This window comes from Pseudomonas sp. S2_B10, from assembly GCF_054668425.1.
Map to the genome: position 1 here is coordinate 4,706,437 of NZ_CP162768.1, position 19,284 is coordinate 4,725,720.

20 protein-coding genes and 1 pseudogene are annotated in these 19,284 nt (G+C 60.8%); 10 read left to right on the forward strand and 11 right to left on the reverse strand.

The features are described from left to right. Positions 1-92 precede the first annotated feature (92 nt). From AB4O45_RS21040 to AB4O45_RS21075, 8 genes are read left to right on the forward strand one after another with little or no spacing between them, the layout of a single operon-like run. Positions 93-848, forward strand: coding sequence for a heme ABC transporter permease (locus AB4O45_RS21040; RefSeq protein ID WP_056786756.1), 756 nt, complete (start codon positions 93-95; stop codon positions 846-848). Further along, the gene (gene ccmD, locus AB4O45_RS21045; protein ID WP_016771045.1) at positions 845-1,021 is read left to right on the forward strand and encodes a heme exporter protein CcmD; all 177 of its coding nucleotides are present in this window, start codon (positions 845-847) and stop codon (positions 1,019-1,021) included. The genes AB4O45_RS21040 and ccmD overlap by 4 nt, the downstream gene beginning before the upstream one ends. After that, positions 1,018-1,473: a cytochrome c maturation protein CcmE gene (gene ccmE, locus AB4O45_RS21050; RefSeq protein ID WP_056783845.1), complete on the forward strand. Its 456-nt coding sequence runs from the start codon at positions 1,018-1,020 to the stop codon at positions 1,471-1,473. Before ccmD ends, ccmE begins: the two co-directional genes overlap by 4 nt. A gap of 3 nt (positions 1,474-1,476) precedes the next feature. Beyond that, positions 1,477-3,465: a heme lyase CcmF/NrfE family subunit gene (locus AB4O45_RS21055; protein WP_460160498.1), complete on the forward strand. Its 1,989-nt coding sequence runs from the start codon at positions 1,477-1,479 to the stop codon at positions 3,463-3,465. Beyond that, complete coding sequence (locus AB4O45_RS21060) at positions 3,462-3,998, forward strand: DsbE family thiol:disulfide interchange protein (RefSeq protein WP_024012128.1); 537 nt, start codon at positions 3,462-3,464, stop codon at positions 3,996-3,998. Before AB4O45_RS21055 ends, AB4O45_RS21060 begins: the two co-directional genes overlap by 4 nt. Then, positions 3,995-4,465 (forward strand): cytochrome c-type biogenesis protein, encoded by a 471-nt coding sequence (locus AB4O45_RS21065; RefSeq protein WP_016771041.1) that lies wholly within the window; start codon positions 3,995-3,997, stop codon positions 4,463-4,465. Before AB4O45_RS21060 ends, AB4O45_RS21065 begins: the two co-directional genes overlap by 4 nt. Beyond that, on the forward strand, positions 4,462-5,661 hold the full coding sequence (gene ccmI / locus AB4O45_RS21070) for a c-type cytochrome biogenesis protein CcmI (RefSeq protein WP_095180733.1): 1,200 nt from the start codon (positions 4,462-4,464) through the stop codon (positions 5,659-5,661). The genes AB4O45_RS21065 and ccmI overlap by 4 nt, the downstream gene beginning before the upstream one ends. Before the next feature lie 25 nt (positions 5,662-5,686). Then, on the forward strand, positions 5,687-6,091 hold the full coding sequence (locus AB4O45_RS21075) for a hypothetical protein (RefSeq protein ID WP_016771039.1): 405 nt from the start codon (positions 5,687-5,689) through the stop codon (positions 6,089-6,091). Positions 6,092-6,136: 45 nt separating this feature from the next. Here AB4O45_RS21075 and AB4O45_RS21080 read toward each other — a convergent pair. Together AB4O45_RS21080 and AB4O45_RS21085 are read right to left on the reverse strand one after the other, a co-directional pair. After that, positions 6,137-6,711 (reverse strand): annotated as a pseudogene (locus AB4O45_RS21080) (PIN domain-containing protein). A 20-nt stretch (positions 6,712-6,731) separates the two neighbouring features. Beyond that, the gene (locus AB4O45_RS21085; RefSeq protein ID WP_460161513.1) at positions 6,732-7,175 is read right to left on the reverse strand and encodes a helix-turn-helix domain-containing protein; all 444 of its coding nucleotides are present in this window, start codon (positions 7,173-7,175) and stop codon (positions 6,732-6,734) included. Between the two features lie 183 nt (positions 7,176-7,358). On the opposite strand from AB4O45_RS21085, the gene AB4O45_RS21090 reads away from it, so the two are divergent. Next, entirely contained in the window at positions 7,359-7,571 is a 213-nt protein-coding gene (locus tag AB4O45_RS21090) for a type II toxin-antitoxin system HicA family toxin (protein WP_095180735.1), read from the forward strand. After that, positions 7,571-7,975, forward strand: a complete 405-nt coding sequence (locus AB4O45_RS21095; protein ID WP_457263959.1) for a type II toxin-antitoxin system HicB family antitoxin — start codon at positions 7,571-7,573, stop codon at positions 7,973-7,975. Before AB4O45_RS21090 ends, AB4O45_RS21095 begins: the two co-directional genes overlap by 1 nt. A 112-nt stretch (positions 7,976-8,087) precedes the next feature. Here the strand turns inward: AB4O45_RS21095 and AB4O45_RS21100 are convergent, their stop codons facing one another. The 9 genes from AB4O45_RS21100 to gcl form a co-directional block, all read right to left on the reverse strand. After that, a complete protein-coding gene (locus AB4O45_RS21100) occupies positions 8,088-9,287 on the reverse strand; it encodes an MFS transporter (RefSeq protein WP_353188651.1) in 1,200 nt (399 codons plus the stop codon). Between the two features lie 166 nt (positions 9,288-9,453). Next, the gene (locus AB4O45_RS21105) at positions 9,454-10,452 is read right to left on the reverse strand and encodes a sulfate ABC transporter substrate-binding protein (RefSeq protein ID WP_056783861.1); all 999 of its coding nucleotides are present in this window, start codon (positions 10,450-10,452) and stop codon (positions 9,454-9,456) included. Between the two features lie 104 nt (positions 10,453-10,556). Further along, positions 10,557-11,381 (reverse strand): ion transporter, encoded by an 825-nt coding sequence (locus tag AB4O45_RS21110; RefSeq protein WP_041479613.1) that lies wholly within the window; start codon positions 11,379-11,381, stop codon positions 10,557-10,559. 21 nt (positions 11,382-11,402) lie between these two features. Continuing rightward, the gene (locus tag AB4O45_RS21115) at positions 11,403-12,317 is read right to left on the reverse strand and encodes an urea transporter (RefSeq protein ID WP_095180737.1); all 915 of its coding nucleotides are present in this window, start codon (positions 12,315-12,317) and stop codon (positions 11,403-11,405) included. Between the two features lie 226 nt (positions 12,318-12,543). Beyond that, complete coding sequence (pyk, locus tag AB4O45_RS21120; RefSeq protein ID WP_095180738.1) at positions 12,544-13,959, reverse strand: pyruvate kinase; 1,416 nt, start codon at positions 13,957-13,959, stop codon at positions 12,544-12,546. Next, complete coding sequence (locus tag AB4O45_RS21125) at positions 13,956-15,230, reverse strand: glycerate kinase type-2 family protein (RefSeq protein ID WP_457263951.1); 1,275 nt, start codon at positions 15,228-15,230, stop codon at positions 13,956-13,958. Before AB4O45_RS21125 ends, pyk begins: the two co-directional genes overlap by 4 nt. Positions 15,231-15,384: 154 nt before the next feature. Next, on the reverse strand, positions 15,385-16,278 hold the full coding sequence (locus tag AB4O45_RS21130; protein WP_016771028.1) for a 2-hydroxy-3-oxopropionate reductase: 894 nt from the start codon (positions 16,276-16,278) through the stop codon (positions 15,385-15,387). 100 nt (positions 16,279-16,378) lie between these two features. Beyond that, positions 16,379-17,161: a hydroxypyruvate isomerase gene (gene hyi / locus AB4O45_RS21135; protein WP_056783872.1), complete on the reverse strand. Its 783-nt coding sequence runs from the start codon at positions 17,159-17,161 to the stop codon at positions 16,379-16,381. 178 nt (positions 17,162-17,339) lie between these two features. Then, positions 17,340-19,115, reverse strand: coding sequence for a glyoxylate carboligase (gcl, locus tag AB4O45_RS21140; protein ID WP_042607573.1), 1,776 nt, complete (start codon positions 19,113-19,115; stop codon positions 17,340-17,342). Positions 19,116-19,284: the final 169 nt, after the last annotated feature.

The window sequence follows — 19,284 nt, forward strand, 5'->3', positions numbered from 1 at the left end:
AGGCCTGGTCAAAAATTGACCACTTCTTCAAGAAGAAAGGCATGACCCTCTGCCAGCTCGCGATGATGAGCGGCAACCGTGATGGAAACAGTATGAACTGGACCTGGTTTCACAAGCTCGGCTCGCCCAAGTGGTTCTACGGCATCAGCGGCAAGTTCCTGCCGTGGTTGAGCATTGCAGCGTTGCTGCTGATCGGCGTTGGCGTGGTCTGGGGCCTGGCGTTCGCGCCGCCGGATTACCAGCAAGGCAACAGCTTCCGCATCATCTATATCCACGTGCCAGCGGCGATGCTCGCCCAGTCGATCTACGTGATGCTCGCTGTCTGCGGCGTAGTCGGGCTGGTGTGGAAAATGAAGCTGGCCGACGTTGCCCTGCAATGCGCCGCACCGATCGGTGCGTGGATGACCGCCGTGGCGCTGGTCACCGGGGCCATCTGGGGCAAGCCGACCTGGGGCTCGTGGTGGGTGTGGGATGCGCGCCTGACCTCAATGCTGATTCTGCTGTTTCTGTATTTCGGCGTGATCGCGCTGGGCAACGCCATCAGCAACCGCGACAGCGCCGCCAAGGCCTGCGCGGTGCTGGCGATCGTTGGCGTGATCAACATTCCGATCATCAAATACTCGGTGGAGTGGTGGAACACCCTGCACCAGGGCGCGACGTTCACACTTACGGAAAAACCGGCGATGCCAGCGGAAATGTGGCTGCCGCTGCTGCTGACAGTGCTGGGTTTCTACTGCTTCTTCGGCGCCGTGCTGTTGCTGCGCATGCGGCTGGAAGTGCTCAAGCGCGAGGCCCGCGCCAGTTGGGTGAAGGCCGAAGTGCAGCAGAGTCTGGAGGCGGTGCGATGAGTTTTGCTTCATTCGGCGATTTTCTCGCCATGGGCCATCACGGCCTGTATGTCTGGTCGGCCTACGGCATCTGCCTGGCGGTGCTGGCCCTCAACGTAGTGGCGCCGATTGCGGCGCGTAAGCGTTATCTGCAACAAGAGGCGCGTCGTCTGCGCCGGGAGAACGGCAAGTGAATGCGCTGCGCAAAAAACGTCTGATCATCATTCTGGCGATTCTGGTCGGAGTGGGCGCTGCTGTCGGCCTGGCCCTGAGCGCGTTGCAGGAAAACATCAATCTGTTTTACACGCCGACGCAGATCGCCAACGGCGATGCGCCGCAGGACACGCGCATCCGCGCCGGCGGCATGGTCGAGGCCGGTTCGCTGCAACGCTCCAAGGATTCGCTGGACGTCAAATTCGTCGTCACCGACTTCAACAAATCCGTGACCATCGCCTATCGCGGCATCCTCCCGGATCTGTTCCGCGAAGGGCAGGGCATCGTCGCCCTCGGCAAGCTCAACGCCGATGGCGTGGTGGTCGCCGATGAAGTGCTGGCCAAGCACGACGAGAAGTACATGCCGCCGGAAGTGACCAAAGCGCTCAAGGACAGCGGTCAATCCGCACCGACGCCTGTGAAGGAGGGTTGATCGATGGCTGCTGCACTGTTTATTCCCGAGCTGGGCCATCTGGCGATGATCCTCGCCCTGTGTTTTGCGCTGGTGCAAGCGGTGGTGCCATTGGTCGGTGCTTGGCGCGGTGACCGTTTCTGGATGAGTCTGGCCCAGCCCGCCGCATGGGGGCAGTTTGCCTTTTTGTTATTTGCGTTCGGCATTTTGACCTACGCATTCATGACCGATGATTTCTCTGTCGCCTACGTGGCAAACAACTCCAACACCGCTTTGCCGTGGTACTACAAATTCAGCGCGGTGTGGGGCGCCCACGAAGGTTCCCTGCTGCTGTGGGCGTTGATCCTCGGCGGCTGGACCTTCGCTGTGTCGGTGTTCTCCCGGCAGTTGCCGCAAGTCATGCTCGCCCGCGTCCTGGCGGTGATGGGCATGATCAGCACCGGTTTCCTGCTGTTCCTGATTCTTACCTCGAACCCGTTTTCGCGGATCCTGCCACAGATTCCCGCAGACGGTCGCGACCTCAACCCGTTGCTGCAGGACATTGGCCTGATCGTGCATCCGCCGATGCTGTACATGGGTTACGTCGGTTTCTCTGTGGCCTTCGCATTTGCCATCGCCGCGCTGCTCGGCGGCCGTCTCGATGCGGCATGGGCGCGCTGGTCGCGGCCATGGACCATCGTCGCCTGGGCTTTCCTCGGCATCGGCATCACCCTCGGTTCGTGGTGGGCGTATTACGAACTCGGCTGGGGCGGCTGGTGGTTCTGGGACCCGGTGGAAAACGCCTCGTTCATGCCATGGCTGGTCGGCACCGCGTTGATTCACTCGCTGGCGGTCACCGAGAAACGTGGGGTGTTCAAGAGCTGGACGGTGTTGCTGGCGATTGCCGCGTTTTCGTTGAGCCTGCTCGGCACTTTCCTTGTACGCTCGGGTGTGCTGACTTCGGTGCATGCCTTCGCTTCGGATCCCGAGCGCGGCGTGTTCATCCTGATTTTCCTGCTGTTCGTGGTGGGCGGTTCGCTGACCCTTTTCGCCCTGCGCGCGCCAGTGGTGAAAAGCCAGGTCGGGTTCAATCTTTGGTCACGGGAAACCTTGCTGCTGGGCAACAACCTGGTGCTGGTTGTCGCTGCATCGATGATCCTCCTTGGGACCTTGTATCCGCTGATTCTTGATGCCATCAGTGGCGCCAAGCTGTCGGTCGGCCCGCCTTACTTCAATGCGTTGTTCATTCCGTTGATGGCGTTGCTGATGCTGGTCATGGCGATCGGCGTGATCGTGCGCTGGAAGGACACGCCAGTGAAATGGCTGGCGAGCATGCTCACTCCGGTGCTGCTCGGCAGCGTCGCATTGGCCGTGGTGGCCGGCGTGGCTTATGGCGACTTTAACTGGGCAGTGATCGCGACGTTCCTGCTGGCGGCGTGGGTGTTGCTTGCCGGTGTGCGCGATCTGTTCGACAAGACTCGGCACAAAGGCCTGATCAAAGGTTTGCCGACGCTGACCCGCAGTTATTGGGGCATGCAGATCGCCCACCTGGGCATCGCCGTGTGCGCGCTGGGCGTGGTGTTGTCGAGCCAGAACAGTGCCGAGCGCGACCTGCGTCTGGCACCGGGCGAGTCGATGGATCTGGCCGGCTATCAATTCGTCTTCGAGGGCGCCAAGCATTTCGAGGGGCCGAATTTTACCTCCGACAAAGGCACCATCCGCGTCATTCGTGACGGCGAGGAAATCAGCGTGCTGCACCCGGAAAAGCGTCTGTACACCGTGCAGAACTCGGTGATGACCGAAGCCGGGATCGATGCCGGTTTCACTCGCGATCTCTACGTCGCCCTCGGCGAGCCGCTGGATAATGGCGCCTGGGCCGTGCGCGTACACGTCAAACCGTTTGTGCGCTGGATCTGGTTCGGCGGCTTGCTCACCGGATTGGGTGGTTTGCTGGCGGCGCTGGATCGGCGTTATCGGGTCAAGGTGAAAAGCAAAGTGCGCGAAGCGCTGGGCATGACGGGAGCGGCGGCATGAGGCGTTGGTTGATGTTGTTGCCGTTGGCGATTTTTCTGCTGGTGGCGGTGTTTCTCTATCGCGGCTTGTACCTGGATCCGGCGGAGCTGCCGTCGGCGATGATCGACAAGCCGTTCCCGGAGTTTTCCCTGCCGAGTGTGCAGGGTGACAAGACGCTGACCAAGGCCGACATCCTCGGCAAACCGGCGCTGGTCAATGTCTGGGGCACTTGGTGCATTTCCTGCCGGGTCGAGCATCCGGTGCTGAACAAACTTGCCGAGCGCGGCGTGGTGATCTACGGCATCAACTACAAGGACACCAATGCCGACGCCTTGAAATGGCTGGCCGAGTTTCACAATCCGTATGCGCTGGATATTCGTGACGACGAGGGTTCGCTGGGCCTCAACCTCGGTGTCTACGGCGCGCCGGAAACCTTCTTTATCGACGCCAAAGGCATCATCCGCGACAAGTTCGTCGGGGTGATCGACGAGCAGGTCTGGCGCGAAAAACTCGCGGCCAAGTATCAGGCGCTGGTCGATGAGGCCAAGCCATGAAGCGTTTTCTCGCTGCGGTCGTGTTGGGTTTGAGCCTGGCCGGTGTCGCCCATGCGGCCATCGACACCTACGAATTTGCCAAAGAGGGCGACCGTGAGCGTTTCCGCGAACTGACCAAGGAACTGCGCTGCCCCAAGTGCCAGAACCAGGACATTGCCGACTCCAACGCGCCGATCGCCGCCGACCTGCGCAAAGAGATTTTCCGCATGCTCGGCGAGGGCAAGGACAATCAGCAGATCATCGACTTCATGGTCGATCGCTACGGTGATTTCGTCCGCTACAAACCGGCGCTCAATGCCAAGACCGCGCTGCTGTGGTTCGGCCCGGCCGGGCTGCTGCTCGGTGGTTTCGTGGTGATCGCGCTGATCGTGCGCAGGCGTCGCGGGCAACGCGCCGAAACGCCGTCATCGCTGTCTGCCGAAGAACGTCAGCGCCTCGACCAACTGTTGGATAAAAACCAAGAATGATTGATTTCTGGCTCGCCGCAGGGCTGTTGCTTCTGGTCGCCCTGAGTTTTCTGCTGATCCCGGTACTGCGCGAACGCCGCGCCCAGCGGGAAGAAGATCGCACCGCGTTGAACGTCGCGCTGTACCAGGAACGGGTTGCCGAGCTGCAAGCGCAGCAGGCCGAAGGCGTGCTCGACGCCGCGCAACTGGACAGCGGCCGCGCAGAAGCCGCGCGTGAATTGCTCGCTGACACCGAAGGCGTCACCGCACCACGTGTCTCGCGCCTGGGCAAGCCGTTGCCGCTGCTGGCCGCCGTGTTGGTACCGGTGCTGGGTCTCGGTCTGTACCTGCATTTCGGCGCCGCCGACAAGGTCGAACTGACCCGTGAATTCGCTCAGGCACCGCAGTCGATGGAAGAGATGACCCAGCGTCTGGAACGTGCGGTCGCCGCACAACCGGATTCCGCTGAAGGTCTGTATTTCCTCGGCCGTACCTACATGGCTCAGGACCGTCCGGCAGACGCGGCGAAGATGTTCGAACGCGCCGCCAACCTCGCCGGTCGCCAGCCGGAACTGCTCGGCCAGTGGGCGCAGGCGCAGTATTTTGCTGACGGTAAAAAGTGGTCGGAGCAGATTCAGAAATTGACCGACGAAGCGCTGAAGGCCGATCCGAAGGAAGTTACCAGCCTCGGCCTGCTCGGCATCGCCGCGTTCGAAGGCGAGCGTTATCAGGAGGCCATCGACTACTGGAATCGCCTGCTCGCGCAACTGCCGCCGGATGACAACTCTCGCGCTGCGCTGCAAGGCGGCATCGAGCGTGCCGCCGAACGCTTGAAAGCCAGCGGCGGCAAAGTTGCCCAGGCACAGGCGCCGAAAGCGGCATTGCTGACAGTCAGCGTTGATCTGGCCAGCGAACTCAGGAGCAAGGTGCAACCGGGCGACAGCGTGTTCATCTTCGCCCGCGCCACTTCTGGCCCACCGGCGCCGCTGGCGGCCAAACGCCTGACCGTCGCCGACCTGCCGGTAACCGTCGAACTGGGCGATGCCGACGCGATGATGCCGCAGTTGAAACTGTCCAACTTCCCTGAAGTCCAACTGGTTGCGCGCATCTCACGGGCCGGTCAACCGACTGCCGGTGAGTGGATCGGTCGCAGCGGCCCAGTGGCCAGCAGCACCACCGCGCCACAAAAACTGACTATCGACAGCCCGGACAAGTAACCGGACCCAACAGGAAAGCACCGCCATGCACACCATCGCCCGCATCACAGTCCTCACACTGGCCCTGGGCTTGAGTGCATGTGCGGTACAACGCCCGGAACCGACCACCAGCCTGCCGCCAATCCCGCCCTCGCAGCCAAGCCCGACCCCGTCGACCTCGCCGAGCCCCGGCAAGAGCATCCCGGCCAAACCCGCCAAGCCCGTGCCCCGCACCTCGGCCAGCTTCGCCCCGCCACCGGGCGGCAACAGCCACTGGGACCAGAAACTCGGCGTCTACGTGCTCGACGACCAGACCAACACCTTCTACCGCCAGCGCACCTACTACCGCTGGAACAACGGCTGGAGCCGCTCGGTCAGCCCCAACGGCCCGTGGGAAGACACCAACATCCACGGCGTCCCGCCGGGGTTGGGCAAGAAGTTCGGGCAGTAAGAGAAACGGCGATCCTGGGATCGCCGTTTTTTTTGCGTCTGATTTTCAGAGAATCGCACGATAGTTACCTAACGCCTTTACCGACTCGACCAATCCTTGCCGTTGGAGAAAGCCAAGATATTTGTCCACCTCCACATTGGGCGTTTTCAATTGCCGTCGCTGGCTTTGAGCCGCAGCGACGACGGCAGCCGAATCAAGATGGAAAAGATTTTCCACAAACTCATCCGGGTGCTGAGCTTCAATGCCGTATGTCGCGAGGTGACGGGTGGGGAAATCTTTCAGGTTGAACGTCACTATTACATCGGCACCGCATCGGATAGCGGCCGCCAGAACATGGCGATCGTTCTCATCAGGCAGTGTCAGGCCTGACACCAAGTCTTCATAGCCATCGATACACGCGTCTGGAATGGCCAGGCCCATCAATTGCGATGTGCGATCGAGTTGTTCGAGGGTCAGGTCGGACCTGTTCTTCAATAAGTTACGCTTCCATTCGTGGTGTATTTCCTGAGTCCAGCGAGCCCGATACACCCTGACAGTGCGAGCCACATCAGGAAATCTCTTAGAGGGGCCGGATATAAAACGCATGCATCGTATACAGCAGTGAAAGAGGAATGCCTCACTCGTATCCTGTCCTTAGCGCCTATGCCTGCTCCGCGAGAAGCATCATTGCCTGCTCGCTGGCGGTGTCTCGCCGGGTTTTATATTCCATCAGATCAGCAAAACGCACACGTCGGTGCTTGCCTGTTTTGTGGTAGGAAATCTCACCGCTCTCCAGCAGTTTGATCATGTGCGGACGTGAGACGTTGAGCAGATCGGCAGCTTCCTGCGTGGTCAGCTCCGCGTGGATCGGTACCACCTTCACAGCGTTGCCCTGCGCCAGCGCCGCGAGGATATCGCTCAGCAAGCGCAACGCCGATGTTGGCAGCTCGACGCTGTGGGCTTCGTTCTGTTCATCAAAAATCTGGATTCGCTGAGTTTCAAAACCGCTTGCGAGAAATGCGGTCAGGGCGCGCTGGCCTTCAATCGCGGCTTTGACCTCTCGTTCGACAGGCAGATTGATGGCAGATGGAGTAGCAGTGGTCATAAGACTGTTCCAGCATTGTAAGGAAGATCCGCGGACGTTATTCGAATCAAACGAAATTCGCAATAAACGAAACTGGTGCAGGAATACTTTGTAAAACAACCAACCGTCACCCCGCCCCATTCTGTGCTTGAGTAAAGATAACTCTAGAGTTATTTTTAATGGGCCAGGCCAAGGAGGCGGTTGGTGCAGAGCAGGCTATTGATGAAGGAGCTGGAGGAGGCGGGCTGGACGCTGGATCGGGTTGCGGGCAGTCATTACATCTTCACTCATCGTTACAACCCGGACACGATTGCCGTCCCGCATCCGAAAAAGGATTTACCGTTGGGGACAGTCAAAAGCATTCGGCGGCGCGCGGGGTTATTCAGCCCGCCAACCCGTCATGAAGGAGATCCGTAATGCAATATCCCATCTGCATCGAGTGGGGTGACGAGAACACTGCCATCGGCATTCAGATCCCCGATATTCCCGGCGCAGTCACGGCCGGGGAAAGCTTTGAGGAGGCCTACAACGCGGCCGTGGAAGTGGCTCACCTCATGCTGCAGGAGATCGCGGCGGCCGGTCAGGCGATTCCGATGCCGACCTCGGCAGCGGCGCATCGCAATCATCCGGATTTTGCCGAGATGGGCTGGGGCATGCTGGAGCTGGATATCTCGCCGTACCTTGGCAAGACCGAAAAGGTCAACGTTACGCTGCCCGGCTATGTCATTCAGCGTATTGATCGCTATGTACGCGAGCACAACGTCAAAAGCCGCTCCTCGTTTCTGGCGGATGCGGCGATGGAGAAACTGGTTCGGTATTGAGGGTCTGCGCAATTGTGGGAGCGAGCCTGCTCGCGAAGGCGTCAGGTCAGGCACTGATCTATGGCTGACACACCGCCTTCGCGAGCAGGCTCGCTCCCACTATGACATCGCGTCAGGACGCGACTTTTCGCTGCGCCAGCGCAGCGTTTTGCGATGCACTCAAAAACCGCAACAACGCCAGCAACGGAAAGACGCTGCCGACAATCACGATCCACAACCAGCCGCCATGTTCGTACACCGCGCTGGCCACCGACGAGCCGAACGCGCCGCCGATGAAGATGCTGGTCATGTACAGCGCGTTCAAACGGCCACGACTTTTCGCGTCCAGCGAGTACACCGCGCGTTGGCCCAGGACCATGTTCATCTGCACGCAGAAGTCCAGCACCACGCCGGTCACGGCCAGGCCGATGACGCTATAGGCCGGGTGAATGAAGGCGGGGAGAAAGCTCAGGCTGGCGAACAGCATGGCCAGCAGCGAGGCGATGCGTGTGTGACCGGCATCAGCGAGGCGGCCGCTGATTGGCGCGGCGATGGCACCGATGGCGCCGACCAGGGCGAAGATGGCGATTTCGCTTTGCGACAGGCCATGGTTACGTGCAAGTTCCAGTGGCACGGCGGTCCAGAACAGGCTGAACGTGGCAAACATGCAGCCCTGATAAAACGCCCGCTGACGCAGCACCGGTTGCTGGCGCAGCAGCGTCCACAGCGAGCCGATCAATTGGCCATAAGTAGCGCTGTGATCTGGCTGGCGCTTGGGCACGGTCAGCGCCAGCACCACGCTGATAGCCGCCATCAATGCTGCGGCGATCATGAACATGGCGCGCCAGCCGAGGTGATCGGCGACCACGCTCGACACCGGTCGCGCCAACAGAATACCCAGCAGCAAACCGCCCATGATCCCGCCCACCACGCGACCACGGGACTCTTCCGGCGCCAGATGCGCGGCCAGCGGAATCAGGATCTGCACCGACACCGAGCTGAAGCCGACCAGCAGCGAGATCAGCAGAAATACGTTCGGCTGTTCAGTGAACGCGGCGCCAAGCAGACTGGCGATCGCCACCAGCGTAGTGATGATCATCAGCCGACGGTTCTCCAGCAGATCCCCCAGCGGCACCAGAAAGAACAGGCCCAACGCGTAACCGATCTGCGTCAGCGAGACGATGAAACTGGCCATGGTGTCGGAGAGGCCGATGTCCGGCGCGATCAGGCCGATGATCGGCTGTGCGTAGTAGATGTTGGCAACGATGGCGCCGCAGCAGAACGCGAACAGCAGGACCATGCCTCGGGTCATTGCGTGAGGAGTGGTGGTCATAGGGGATCTCGGGTCGGGCACAGGAAAGCGCTGAGGCTAATGGACAACGTGGACTGGCAGAAGACGTTTTCGGATGATAACTGTTATTACGCAGTGTAATGAGCGGTATTGCCGCGCAACAAAAAGGCGACCCGGTGGGTCGCCTTTTGATTTTTCAAACCAAGCCTTACTGCCCGCTATAAATCTGATCGAACACGCCACCATCATTGAAGTGGGTTTTCTGCACCGTGCGCCAGTCACCAAACGTCTTCTCCACCGAAAGGAAGTCGACTTTCGGGAAACGGTCGGTGTACTTCGCCAGCACCGCCGGGTCACGCGGGCGCAAGTAGTTGGCCGCCGCAATTTCCTGTCCTTCCGGCGACCACAGGTACTTCAGATACTCATCAGCCGCAGCGCGCGAGCCCTTCTTGTCGACCACTTTGTCGACCACCGAAACCGGTGGCTCGGCTTCCGCGGAGACGGTCGGGTAGATGACTTCGAACTGATCGCGACCGAACTCGCGGGCGATCATTTCCGCTTCGTTTTCGAAGGTCACCAGTACGTCGCCGATCTGGTTGGTCATGAACGTGGTGGTGGCCGCGCGGCCACCGGTGTCGAGCACCGGCGCCTGCTTGAACAGCTTGCCGACGAAATCCTTGGCCTTGTTCTCGTCGCCGCCGTTTTTCAGCACGTAGCCCCAGGCTGACAGGTAGGTGTAGCGGCCGTTACCCGAAGTTTTCGGGTTGGGCACGATCACCTGAACGCCGTCCTTGAGCAGGTCCGGCCAGTCTTTCAAGGCTTTCGGGTTGCCCTTGCGGACGATGAACACCGTGGCCGAGGTAAACGGTGCGCTGTTGTTCGGCAGGCGCGTGACCCAATTGTCCGGGACCAGTTTGCCGTTGTCGGCGAGGGCGTTGATGTCGGTGGCCATGTTCATGGTGATGACGTCAGCCGGCAGGCCGTCGATCACCGAACGCGCCTGTTTGCTCGAGCCGCCGAAGGACATCTGCACGGTGATGTTTTCGTTGTGCTCGGCTTGCCAGTGCTTCTGGAACGCAGTGTTGTAGTCCTTGTAGAAATCGCGCATCACGTCGTAGGAAACGTTGAGCAGCGTTGGTGCGGCCTGAGCGATGTTGGCCAAGGCCAGGCCAGCGGCGAGAAGTGAGGCGCCAAAGAGTTTTTTCACTGCGCATTCCTTGTTCTGTGGGGGTGTTATGCCAAAAATGAAGCCATTTGCCAGCGACTATAACGGGCAGCGCATAGTCGCTTAAAGATTAAAAAGCTCTGTGCTTATTCCACTTTCTTGAACAGCTGACTGCCGCAGCGCGAACAGAACGCTGCGCTCTGCTCGTGGCTTTTTTTCTGGCAGCCCGGGCAGTCATGTTGCAGCTGTTCGCCGCGCATGGCGTTGGCCAGCTCTGCGGTAAAAATCCCCGTGGGCACGGCGATGATCGAGTAACCGGTGATCATCACCAGCGAGGAAATCACCTGGCCCAGCGGCGTCTTCGGCACGATGTCGCCGAAGCCCACAGTGGTCAAGGTCACGATGGCCCAATAGATGCCTTTGGGAATGCTGGTGAAGCCATGTTCCGGGCCTTCGATCACGTACATCAGCGTGCCGAACACCGTCACCAGCGTGCACACGCTGACCAGAAACACGACGATTTTCTGCTTGCTGCCACGCAGCGCCGACATCAGATAGTTGGCTTGCTTGAGATACGGGCTGAGCTTGAGCACACGGAAAATCCGCAGCATCCGAATGATGCGGATGATCAGCAGATACTGCGCATCGCTGTAATACAGGGCGAGGATGCCCGGCACGATCGCCAGCAGATCCACCAGGCCATAAAAGCTGAAGGCATAGCGCAGCGGCTTGGGCGAGCAGTACAGACGCAGGATGTATTCGCCGAGGAAGATCGCCGTGAAGCCCCACTCTATATAGGCCAGAACGTCGGCGTAATTACGGTGGATGCTGTCGATACTGTCGAGCATCACGATCACCAGACTGGCGAGGATGATCAACAGCAGAATGCCGTCGAAGCGACGCCCGGCCGGGGTGTCGCTCTGGAAAATCATGACGTAAAGCCGTTCGCGCCAATTGTTGCTGCTGTCCATGGATAACGCCTGAATCGAAGATCAGCGCAGCCTAGGGTGATTCTCCTCATGAGCGCAAGACTCATGCGCGAGCGAAGCTTTGCCAAGCATTTGAATGCCAGCCCGGATCAACCAGCAGGCGAGGATGAACGGCGCGGTCAGCGTGGCCAGCCCGAGGGCGGCAAACAGCGGCGTCACCAGCAGCGCCAGGACAATGGCGAGCAGCGGCAGCCACGGATTTTGTCGCTGAGCGCTGAAGGCGAGGGCGGCGAGTACAGCGTTGTAGCCACCGAGCCCGAGCAGTGCGGCGGACGTTTCGTGGTGCAGCAGACTCGAGCCGAGGCCGATCGCCGACGCCAGCAGCGCCCAGCAGAAAGCGCGGCGATCGGCGAGCAGCAAACCGCTGGCGATCAACGCCCCGGCCAATGGATGGTCGAGAAACATCACCTGGCCGAATCCGCGCAGTTCAGCGGCCAGCAGATTTGTCGTGTTCAGGTCGACCGATGCCGCCGGCGCGGACGGCTCGGCGAACATCAGCAGCACCCAGCTGAGCGCCACGAACGGCGAGGTATACGCCGGTATGGCGCGACTGCGGTACACGTGTTTGAGCCATTGCTGAGTAAGCATCGCGCTCAAGCCACCGGCTGCAAGAATCAACGACGGCAGCAGTGGCGACCAAGGGAAATACAGGCTCAGCAGCAGGCCGAGCAGCACGCCGTTGTAGCTGAACAACCCGGCCTGGCGATCGGCCTTGGCGTAGTTGCGCCGCTGCGCGGTGAGCAGACCGGCAACGCCACCGAGCAGCGCCCCGGCGAACAGCACCGGCGCGGTCAGCAGAATCGCCAACAGACACAGCAGGCCGCACAGCGGGTGGCGCTGAAAGAAAATCTGACTGAAACCGTTGAGCAAAGCCTCGGCCCAGTCGGGGCAGTGGGTGTTGAAGTGATTGGCAGGCATGTTGAGAAAATCTGGGCAGTTGGAACATCAAAAGGTCTTGCAAGTCCCTGTGGCGAGGGGATTTAGCGAAACGTCGCACCGCCCCGTTCGGCTGCGCAGCAGTCGTCGCTTTTAAGGGTGTGACGGTTTCCACAGAGAAACCGCATTCTCCGATTGGGGGCCGCTTCGCAGCCCAACGGGGATAAATCCCCTCGCCACAAGTTTATGCACCCACTTTTATGGGGGGTTAAATCAACGTCTCGATGCGCAGCGAATTGGTCGATCCCGGCTGCCCGAACGGCACGCCGGCGGTGATCAGCAGCGTGTCGCCACGCTCGGCCATGCCTTGCGCCTGAGCAATCTCCAGTGCGGTCGAGCAGACTTCGTCGACCTGACGCAGGCGATCGTTGACTACCGAATGAATGCCCCACGCCACGCTCAAGCGCCGCGCCGTTTGCAGGTTCGGCGTCAGATTGAGGATCGGTGCTTTCGGCCGTTCCCGCGATGCGCGCAACGTCGAGGCGCCGGACTCGCTGTAATTGACCAGCACCGCCACCGGCAGCACGTTGCTGATCCGGCGGATCGCACAGCTGATTGCATCGGAAACCGTCGCCTCGGCTTTCGGTCGGCTGACGTCAAGCTGGGTCTGATAATCCGGGCCGTTCTCAACTTGACGGATGATCTTGCTCATCATCTGCACGGCTTCCAGCGGGTATTCGCCGGACGCGGTTTCCGCCGAGAGCATCACCGCATCGGCGCCTTCGGCCACGGCGTTGGCGACGTCAGTCACCTCGGCACGGGTTGGGGCAGGGGAGAAGCGCATCGACTCGAGCATTTGCGTCGCCACCACCACCGGTTTGCCCAGCGCGCGGCAGGTGGTGATGATGTTTTTCTGAATCTGCGGCACGCTTTCCGCCGGCACTTCCACACCAAGATCGCCGCGCGCGACCATGATCGCGTCGCTCAACTCAGCAATCTCACGTAGTTGCTCGACCGCCGAAGGCTTCTCGATTTTCGCCATCAGAAACGCCTTGTCGCCGATCAATGCGCGGGCTTCGACAATGTCCTGCGGGCGCTGTACGAACGACAGCGCGACCCAGTCCACACCCAATTCCAGGCCGAAGCTCAAATCGCGGCGATCCTTGGCGGTCAGCGGGCTGAGGTCGAGCACCGCTTGCGGCACATTCACGCCTTTGCGATCGGACAGTTCGCCGCCGTTGAGCACGCTGGTGTCGATCGCATCGGCGTACTTGGTGACCACGCGCAGGCGCAGCTTGCCGTCGTCGAGCAGCAGGTCCATGCCCGCTTCCAGCGCGGCAATGATTTCCGGATGCGGCAGGTTGACCCGGCGCTCATCGCCCGGTGTCGCATCGAGATCCAAGCGGAACGCCTGACCGCGATGCAACTGCACCTTGCCGTCAGCGAACTTGCCCACACGCAGTTTCGGCCCTTGCAGGTCCATCAGAATGCCCAGCGGATAGTTGAGCTGGCGCTCGACTTCGCGGATCCATTGATAGCGCTTGGCGTGGTCGGCGTGATCGCCATGGCTGAAATTCAGCCGGAAGATGTTGACCCCGGCCTCGACCAGCTCGCGGATGTCGTCGATACCGTCGACCGCAGGGCCGAGGGTGGCGAGGATTTTGACCTTTTTATCAGGCGTCATGATTTGCAGTTCTCAAGGATCAGAATGGCGCGGAAGTCGTTGACGTTAGTGCGGGTCGGCTCGGTGACGATCAGCGCATCGAGCGCCTGGAAGTAGCCATAGCCGTTGTTGTTATCCAGCTCGTCGCTGGCGCTCAGACCCAGTGCGGCGGCGCGGGCGTAGCTGTCCGGAGTCATGATTGCGCCGGCGTTGTCTTCCGAGCCGTCGATGCCATCGGTGTCGCCGGCCAGCGCGTAGACGCCGGGCTGGCCCTTGAGGCTGTCGGTCAGGCTGAGGAGGAATTCGGCGTTACGCCCGCCACGGCCATTGCCGCGCACGGTTACCGTGGTCTCACCGCCAGAAAGAATCACGCACGGCGTCGCCAGTGGCTGGCCGTGATTGATGATCTGTCGGGCGATGCCGGCGTGGACTTTCGCCACTTCGCGGGATTCGCCTTCGAGATCGCCGAGAATCAAGGTGCTGAAACCGGCCTGACGGCACTTCACCGCCGCCGCGTCCAGCGATTGCTGCGGGCGGGCGATCAACTGGAAGTGGCTGCGCGCCAGGGACGGGTCGCCGGGTTTGACGGTTTCCGATTCCGGACTTTGCAGCCAGGTGCGCACGGAGGCGGGAATGTCGATGCCGTAGCGCTTGATGATCGCCAGTGCTTCGGCCGAAGTGCTCGGGTCGGCCACGGTCGGGCCGGACGCAATGACGGTGGCGAGGTCGCCCGGCACATCGGAAATCGCGTAGGTGTAAACCGTCGCCGGCCAGCAGGCCTTGCCGAGGCGGCCGCCCTTGATCGCCGAGAGGTGCTTGCGCACGCAGTTCATCTCGCCGATGGTCGCACCGGATTTGAGCAGGGCTTTGTTGATCGACTGCTTGTCAGCGAGGGTGATGCCTTCGGCCGGCAGGGCGAGCAAGGCAGAGCCGCCGCCGGAGAGCAGGAAGATCACGCGGTCGTCTTCAGTCAGGTTGCTGACCAGTTCCAGCACACGTTTGGCCACGGCCAGACCGGCGGCGTCCGGCACCGGGTGCGCGGCTTCGACCACTTCGATTTTTTCGCACGGGGCGCCGTGACCGTAGCGGGTCACCACCAGACCGGTGACTTCACCCTCCCAGCAGCGCTCGACCACTTGCGCCATGGCGGCAGCGGCTTTGCCGGCACCGATGACGATAACCCGACCCGTGCGATCGGCAGGCAAATGGGCTTCGAGGACTTGGTTCGGATGGGCCGCGTCGATGGCTGTGGCAAACAGCTCGCGCAGCAGTTGTTGCGGATCGACCGACATGGCGGGCTCCCGGAATTCTTGTTATTCGAAAGGGCGACTCAGGTCCCTTGTGGGAGCGAGCCTGCTCGCGAACGCGGTATGTCAGCCAACATGGATGTTGAATGTGAAGCCGCTTTCGCGAGCAGGCTCGCTCCCACAGGGTTTTGTGCAGGCTTTATTTATTGTCGCGAATCGAGAAATTGGCCATGTGCTCCAGGCCCTTGATCAGCGCCGAGTGGTCCCAGTTGCTGCCGCCGATGGCCGCGCAGGTGCTGAATACCTGCTGGGCATTGGCGGTGTTCGGCAGGTTGATGTTCAGTTCCTTGGCGCCTTGAAGGGCCAGGTTCAGGTCCTTCTGGTGCAGGCTGATGCGGAAGCCCGGGTCGAAGGTACCTTTGATCATGCGCTCGCCGTGCACTTCGAGGATCTTCGAAGAAGCGAAACCGCCCATCAGCGCTTCACGCACCTTGGCCGGATCGGCACCGTTTTTCGAGGCGAACAGCAGGGCTTCGGCTACGGCCTGGATGTTCAGCGCGACGATGATCTGGTTCGCCACTTTGGCGGTCTGGCCGTCGCCATTGCCACCAACCAGGGTGATGTTCTTGCCCATGGCCTGGAACAGCGGCAGGGCGCGTTCGAAGGCATCGGCGTCGCCACCGACCATGATGCTCAGGGTTGCGGCCTTGGCGCCGACTTCACCGCCGGAAACCGGAGCGTCGAGGTACTGCGCGCCTTTCTCGTTGATTTTGGCGGCGAAGGCTTTGGTGGCGGTCGGCGAAATCGAGCTCATGTCGATCACGACTTTGCCCTTGCCGATACCGGCCGCGACGCCGTCGGCGCGGAACAGCACGTCATCGACCTGCGGGGTATCCGGAACCATGACGATGATGAATTCGGCTTCCTGCGCCACTTCGCGCGGGTTGGCCAGGGCGACGGCGCCAGCGGCGACCAGATCGGCCGGGGCCGCGTCGTGGTGTTGCGACAGGAACAGGCTGTGACCGGCTTTCTGCAGGTTCGCCGCCATTGGGTGGCCCATGATGCCGGTGCCGATGAATCCGATTTTAGCCATGAGAAAATCCTCTTGTTTTTTTCGTGCTCAAGCAAATAGGGGAGCTGCTTTTCATGTGGGAGCGAGCAGGCTCGCTCCCACAGGGGATTTGCTGTGTTTCTTAGATTGCGTTGTGTGATTTCAACCAACCCAGGCCCGCTTCGGTGGTGGTCAGCGGTTTGTATTCGCAACCGACCCAACCCTGATAACCGATGCGATCAAGGTGTTCGAACAGGAAGCGGTAGTTGATCTCACCAGTGCCCGGCTCGTTGCGCCCCGGGTTGTCCGCGAGTTGCACGTGGTTGATCTCGCCCAGGTGCGATTGCAGGGTGCGGGCCAGATCGCCTTCCATGATTTGCATGTGATAGATGTCGTATTGCAGGAACAGATTGGCGCTGCCGACCTGCTCGCGAATCGACAGGGCCTGCGCCGTGTTGTTCAGGTAGAAACCTGGAATGTCGCGGGTGTTGATCGCTTCCATCACCAGTTTGATGCCCACCGCTTGCAGCTTGTCGGCGGCGTATTTGAGGTTGGCAACGAAGGTCTTTTCCACAGTGGCATCGTCAACGCCTTGCGGGCGGATACCGGCCAGGCAGTTGACCTGGGTGTTGCCCAGCACTTGTGCGTAAGCGATCGCCAGATCGACCCCGGCGCGGAACTCTTCGACCCGATCCGGCAGGCAAGCGATGCCACGCTCGCCCTTGGCCCAGTCACCGGCCGGCAGGTTGAACAGCACTTGGGTCAGCCCGTTGGCCTCGAGTTTTGCCTTGATTTCAGCCGAGCTGAAGTCGTACGGGAACAGGTATTCCACCCCACTGAAACCGGCCTTGGCGGCGGCGTCGAAACGGGCAAGGAAATCCTGTTCGGTGAACAGCATGGACAGGTTGGCTGCGAAACGCGGCATGGTGGTCTCCTAAAAACTGATGAGGCACGGTAGGTCAGACTGAACGCGATCAGTCCCCTCTCCTTGGGGAGAGGGTTAGGGTGAGGGGGAATCCTGAGTCAGATCCCGATTGTGCGAACACCGCAAAACCTTTCCCTCACCCCAGCCCTCTCCCAGAGGGAGAGGGGGCTAAAAGCAATCAATCGAGCAACGAAATCGCCGTCGGCGCATCGTTGCCGACCAGTGCCAGGTCCTCGAACTCGTTGACCGCGTTGATCTCGGTACCCATGGAGATGTTGGTCACACGCTCCAGAATGATCTCGACGATCACCGGCACCTTGAACTCTTCGATCATCTGCTCGGCCTTGCGCAGGGCAGGGGCGATTTCCGACGGTTCGAACACACGCAGTGCCTTGCAGCCGAGGCCTTCGGCGACTGCGATGTGGTCAACCCCGTAACCGTTGAGTTCCGGCGCATTCAGGTTATCGAAGGACAGCTGCACGCAGTAGTCCATTTCGAACCCGCGCTGGGCCTGACGGATCAGGCCCAGGTACGAGTTGTTCACCACGACGTGGATGTACGGCAGTTTGAACTGAGCGCCGACCGCCAGTTCTTCGATCATGAACTGGAAATCATAGTCCCCCGACAGGGCCACGACTTTCCGGTTCGGATCGGCCTTCACCACGCCCAGCGCTGCCGGAATGGTCCAGCCCAACGGGCCGGCCTGGCCACAGTTGATCCAGTGACGCGGTTTGTAGACGTGCAGGAACTGCGCGCCGGCAATCTGCGACAGACCAATGGTGCTGACGTAGCAGGTGTCCTTGCCGAACACCTGGTTCATTTCTTCGTAAACGCGCTGCGGCTTGACCGGCACGTTGTCGAAGTGGGTCTTGCGATGCAGGCTGGCCTTGCGCTGCTGGCAATCCTGCAGCCAGGCGCTGCGGTTCTTCAGCTTGCCGGCGGCTTGCCATTCACGGGCCACTTCGATGAACACGGTCAGCGCGGCAGCGGCGTCGGAAACGATGCCCAGATCCGGGGTGAACACGCGGCCGATCTGCGTGCCCTCGATGTCGACGTGAATGAACTTGCGGCCTTCGGTGTACACGTCAACCGAACCGGTGTGACGGTTGGCCCAACGGTTACCAATGCCCAGCACCACGTCGGATTTCAGCATGGTGGCGTTGCCGTAACGGTGCGAAGTCTGCAGACCGACCATGCCGACCATCAGCGGGTGATCGTCAGGGATGGTGCCCCAGCCCATCAGGGTCGGGATGACCGGAATGCCGGTCAGCTCGGCGAACTCGACCAGCAGGTCGCTGGCGTCGGCATTGATGATGCCGCCGCCGGCGACCAGCAATGGACGCTCGGCCTGATCCAGCAGCGCCAGAGCCTTCTCGACCTGTACGCGGGTTGCGGTCGGTTTGGCCAATGGCAGCGGTTGATAAGCGTCGATGTCGAATTCGATCTCGGCCATCTGCACGTCGAACGGCAGGTCGATCAGTACAGGGCCTGGACGGCCGGAGCGCATTTCATAGAAGGCTTTCTGAAACGCATAAGGCACCTGGCCCGGTTCGAGAACCGTGGTCGCCCACTTGGTGACTGGCTTGACGATGCTGGTGATGTCGACAGCCTGGAAATCTTCCTTGTGCATACGGGCGCGGGGTGCCTGACCGGTAATGCAGAGGATTGGAATCGAGTCAGCCGAGGCGCTGTAGAGCCCGGTGACCATATCGGTGCCGGCCGGGCCGGACGTGCCGATGCACACGCCGATATTGCCGGCCTTGGTGCGGGTGTAGCCCTCGGCCATGTGCGAGGCGCCTTCAACGTGGCGAGCAAGGACGTGATCGATGCCACCGACCTTCTGCAAGGCGGAGTACAGCGGGTTGATCGCTGCGCCCGGGATGCCAAAAGCGGTATCAACCCCTTCACGGCGCATCACCAGAACGGCGGCTTCGATTGCTCTCATTTTGCTCATGGTTTTGTGCCTCTTTACGTTTTGTAATTGTATACAAGTGGCTTTGCGCAGAGTGTATTCACGGCGGACGGCGCAGGTCAATCCATTTTCTCAAGCGGCTGTTTCATTCGTCGGAAGCCCGATGTGCTGTGGCTTTTCGTCGCATGTGGCGCTTTTCGAGAATTATTGT

Excerpts from the sequence above, each read along its gene's own strand:
- AB4O45_RS21115 (WP_095180737.1), bottom strand. The coding sequence starts at position 12,317 with ATGCCTGCCAATCACTTCAACACCCACTGCCCCGACTGGGCCGAGGCT.
- AB4O45_RS21125 (WP_457263951.1), bottom strand. The coding sequence starts at position 15,230 with ATGTCGGTCGATCCGCAACAACTGCTGCGCGAGCTGTTTGCCACAGCC.
- AB4O45_RS21065 (WP_016771041.1), top strand. The coding sequence starts at position 3,995 with ATGAAGCGTTTTCTCGCTGCGGTCGTGTTGGGTTTGAGCCTGGCCGGT.
- ccmI (WP_095180733.1), top strand. The coding sequence starts at position 4,462 with ATGATTGATTTCTGGCTCGCCGCAGGGCTGTTGCTTCTGGTCGCCCTG.
- gcl (WP_042607573.1), bottom strand. The coding sequence starts at position 19,115 with ATGAGCAAAATGAGAGCAATCGAAGCCGCCGTTCTGGTGATGCGCCGT.
- AB4O45_RS21085 (WP_460161513.1), bottom strand. The coding sequence starts at position 7,175 with ATGACCACTGCTACTCCATCTGCCATCAATCTGCCTGTCGAACGAGAG.
- AB4O45_RS21075 (WP_016771039.1), top strand. The coding sequence starts at position 5,687 with ATGCACACCATCGCCCGCATCACAGTCCTCACACTGGCCCTGGGCTTG.
- AB4O45_RS21110 (WP_041479613.1), bottom strand. The coding sequence starts at position 11,381 with ATGGACAGCAGCAACAATTGGCGCGAACGGCTTTACGTCATGATTTTC.
- AB4O45_RS21130 (WP_016771028.1), bottom strand. The coding sequence starts at position 16,278 with ATGGCTAAAATCGGATTCATCGGCACCGGCATCATGGGCCACCCAATG.
- AB4O45_RS21095 (WP_457263959.1), top strand. The coding sequence starts at position 7,571 with ATGCAATATCCCATCTGCATCGAGTGGGGTGACGAGAACACTGCCATC.
- AB4O45_RS21100 (WP_353188651.1), bottom strand. The coding sequence starts at position 9,287 with ATGACCACCACTCCTCACGCAATGACCCGAGGCATGGTCCTGCTGTTC.
- AB4O45_RS21055 (WP_460160498.1), top strand. The coding sequence starts at position 1,477 with ATGGCTGCTGCACTGTTTATTCCCGAGCTGGGCCATCTGGCGATGATC.
- AB4O45_RS21040 (WP_056786756.1), top strand. The coding sequence starts at position 93 with ATGAACTGGACCTGGTTTCACAAGCTCGGCTCGCCCAAGTGGTTCTAC.
- hyi (WP_056783872.1), bottom strand. The coding sequence starts at position 17,161 with ATGCCGCGTTTCGCAGCCAACCTGTCCATGCTGTTCACCGAACAGGAT.
- ccmD (WP_016771045.1), top strand. The coding sequence starts at position 845 with ATGAGTTTTGCTTCATTCGGCGATTTTCTCGCCATGGGCCATCACGGC.
- AB4O45_RS21060 (WP_024012128.1), top strand. The coding sequence starts at position 3,462 with ATGAGGCGTTGGTTGATGTTGTTGCCGTTGGCGATTTTTCTGCTGGTG.
- pyk (WP_095180738.1), bottom strand. The coding sequence starts at position 13,959 with ATGACGCCTGATAAAAAGGTCAAAATCCTCGCCACCCTCGGCCCTGCG.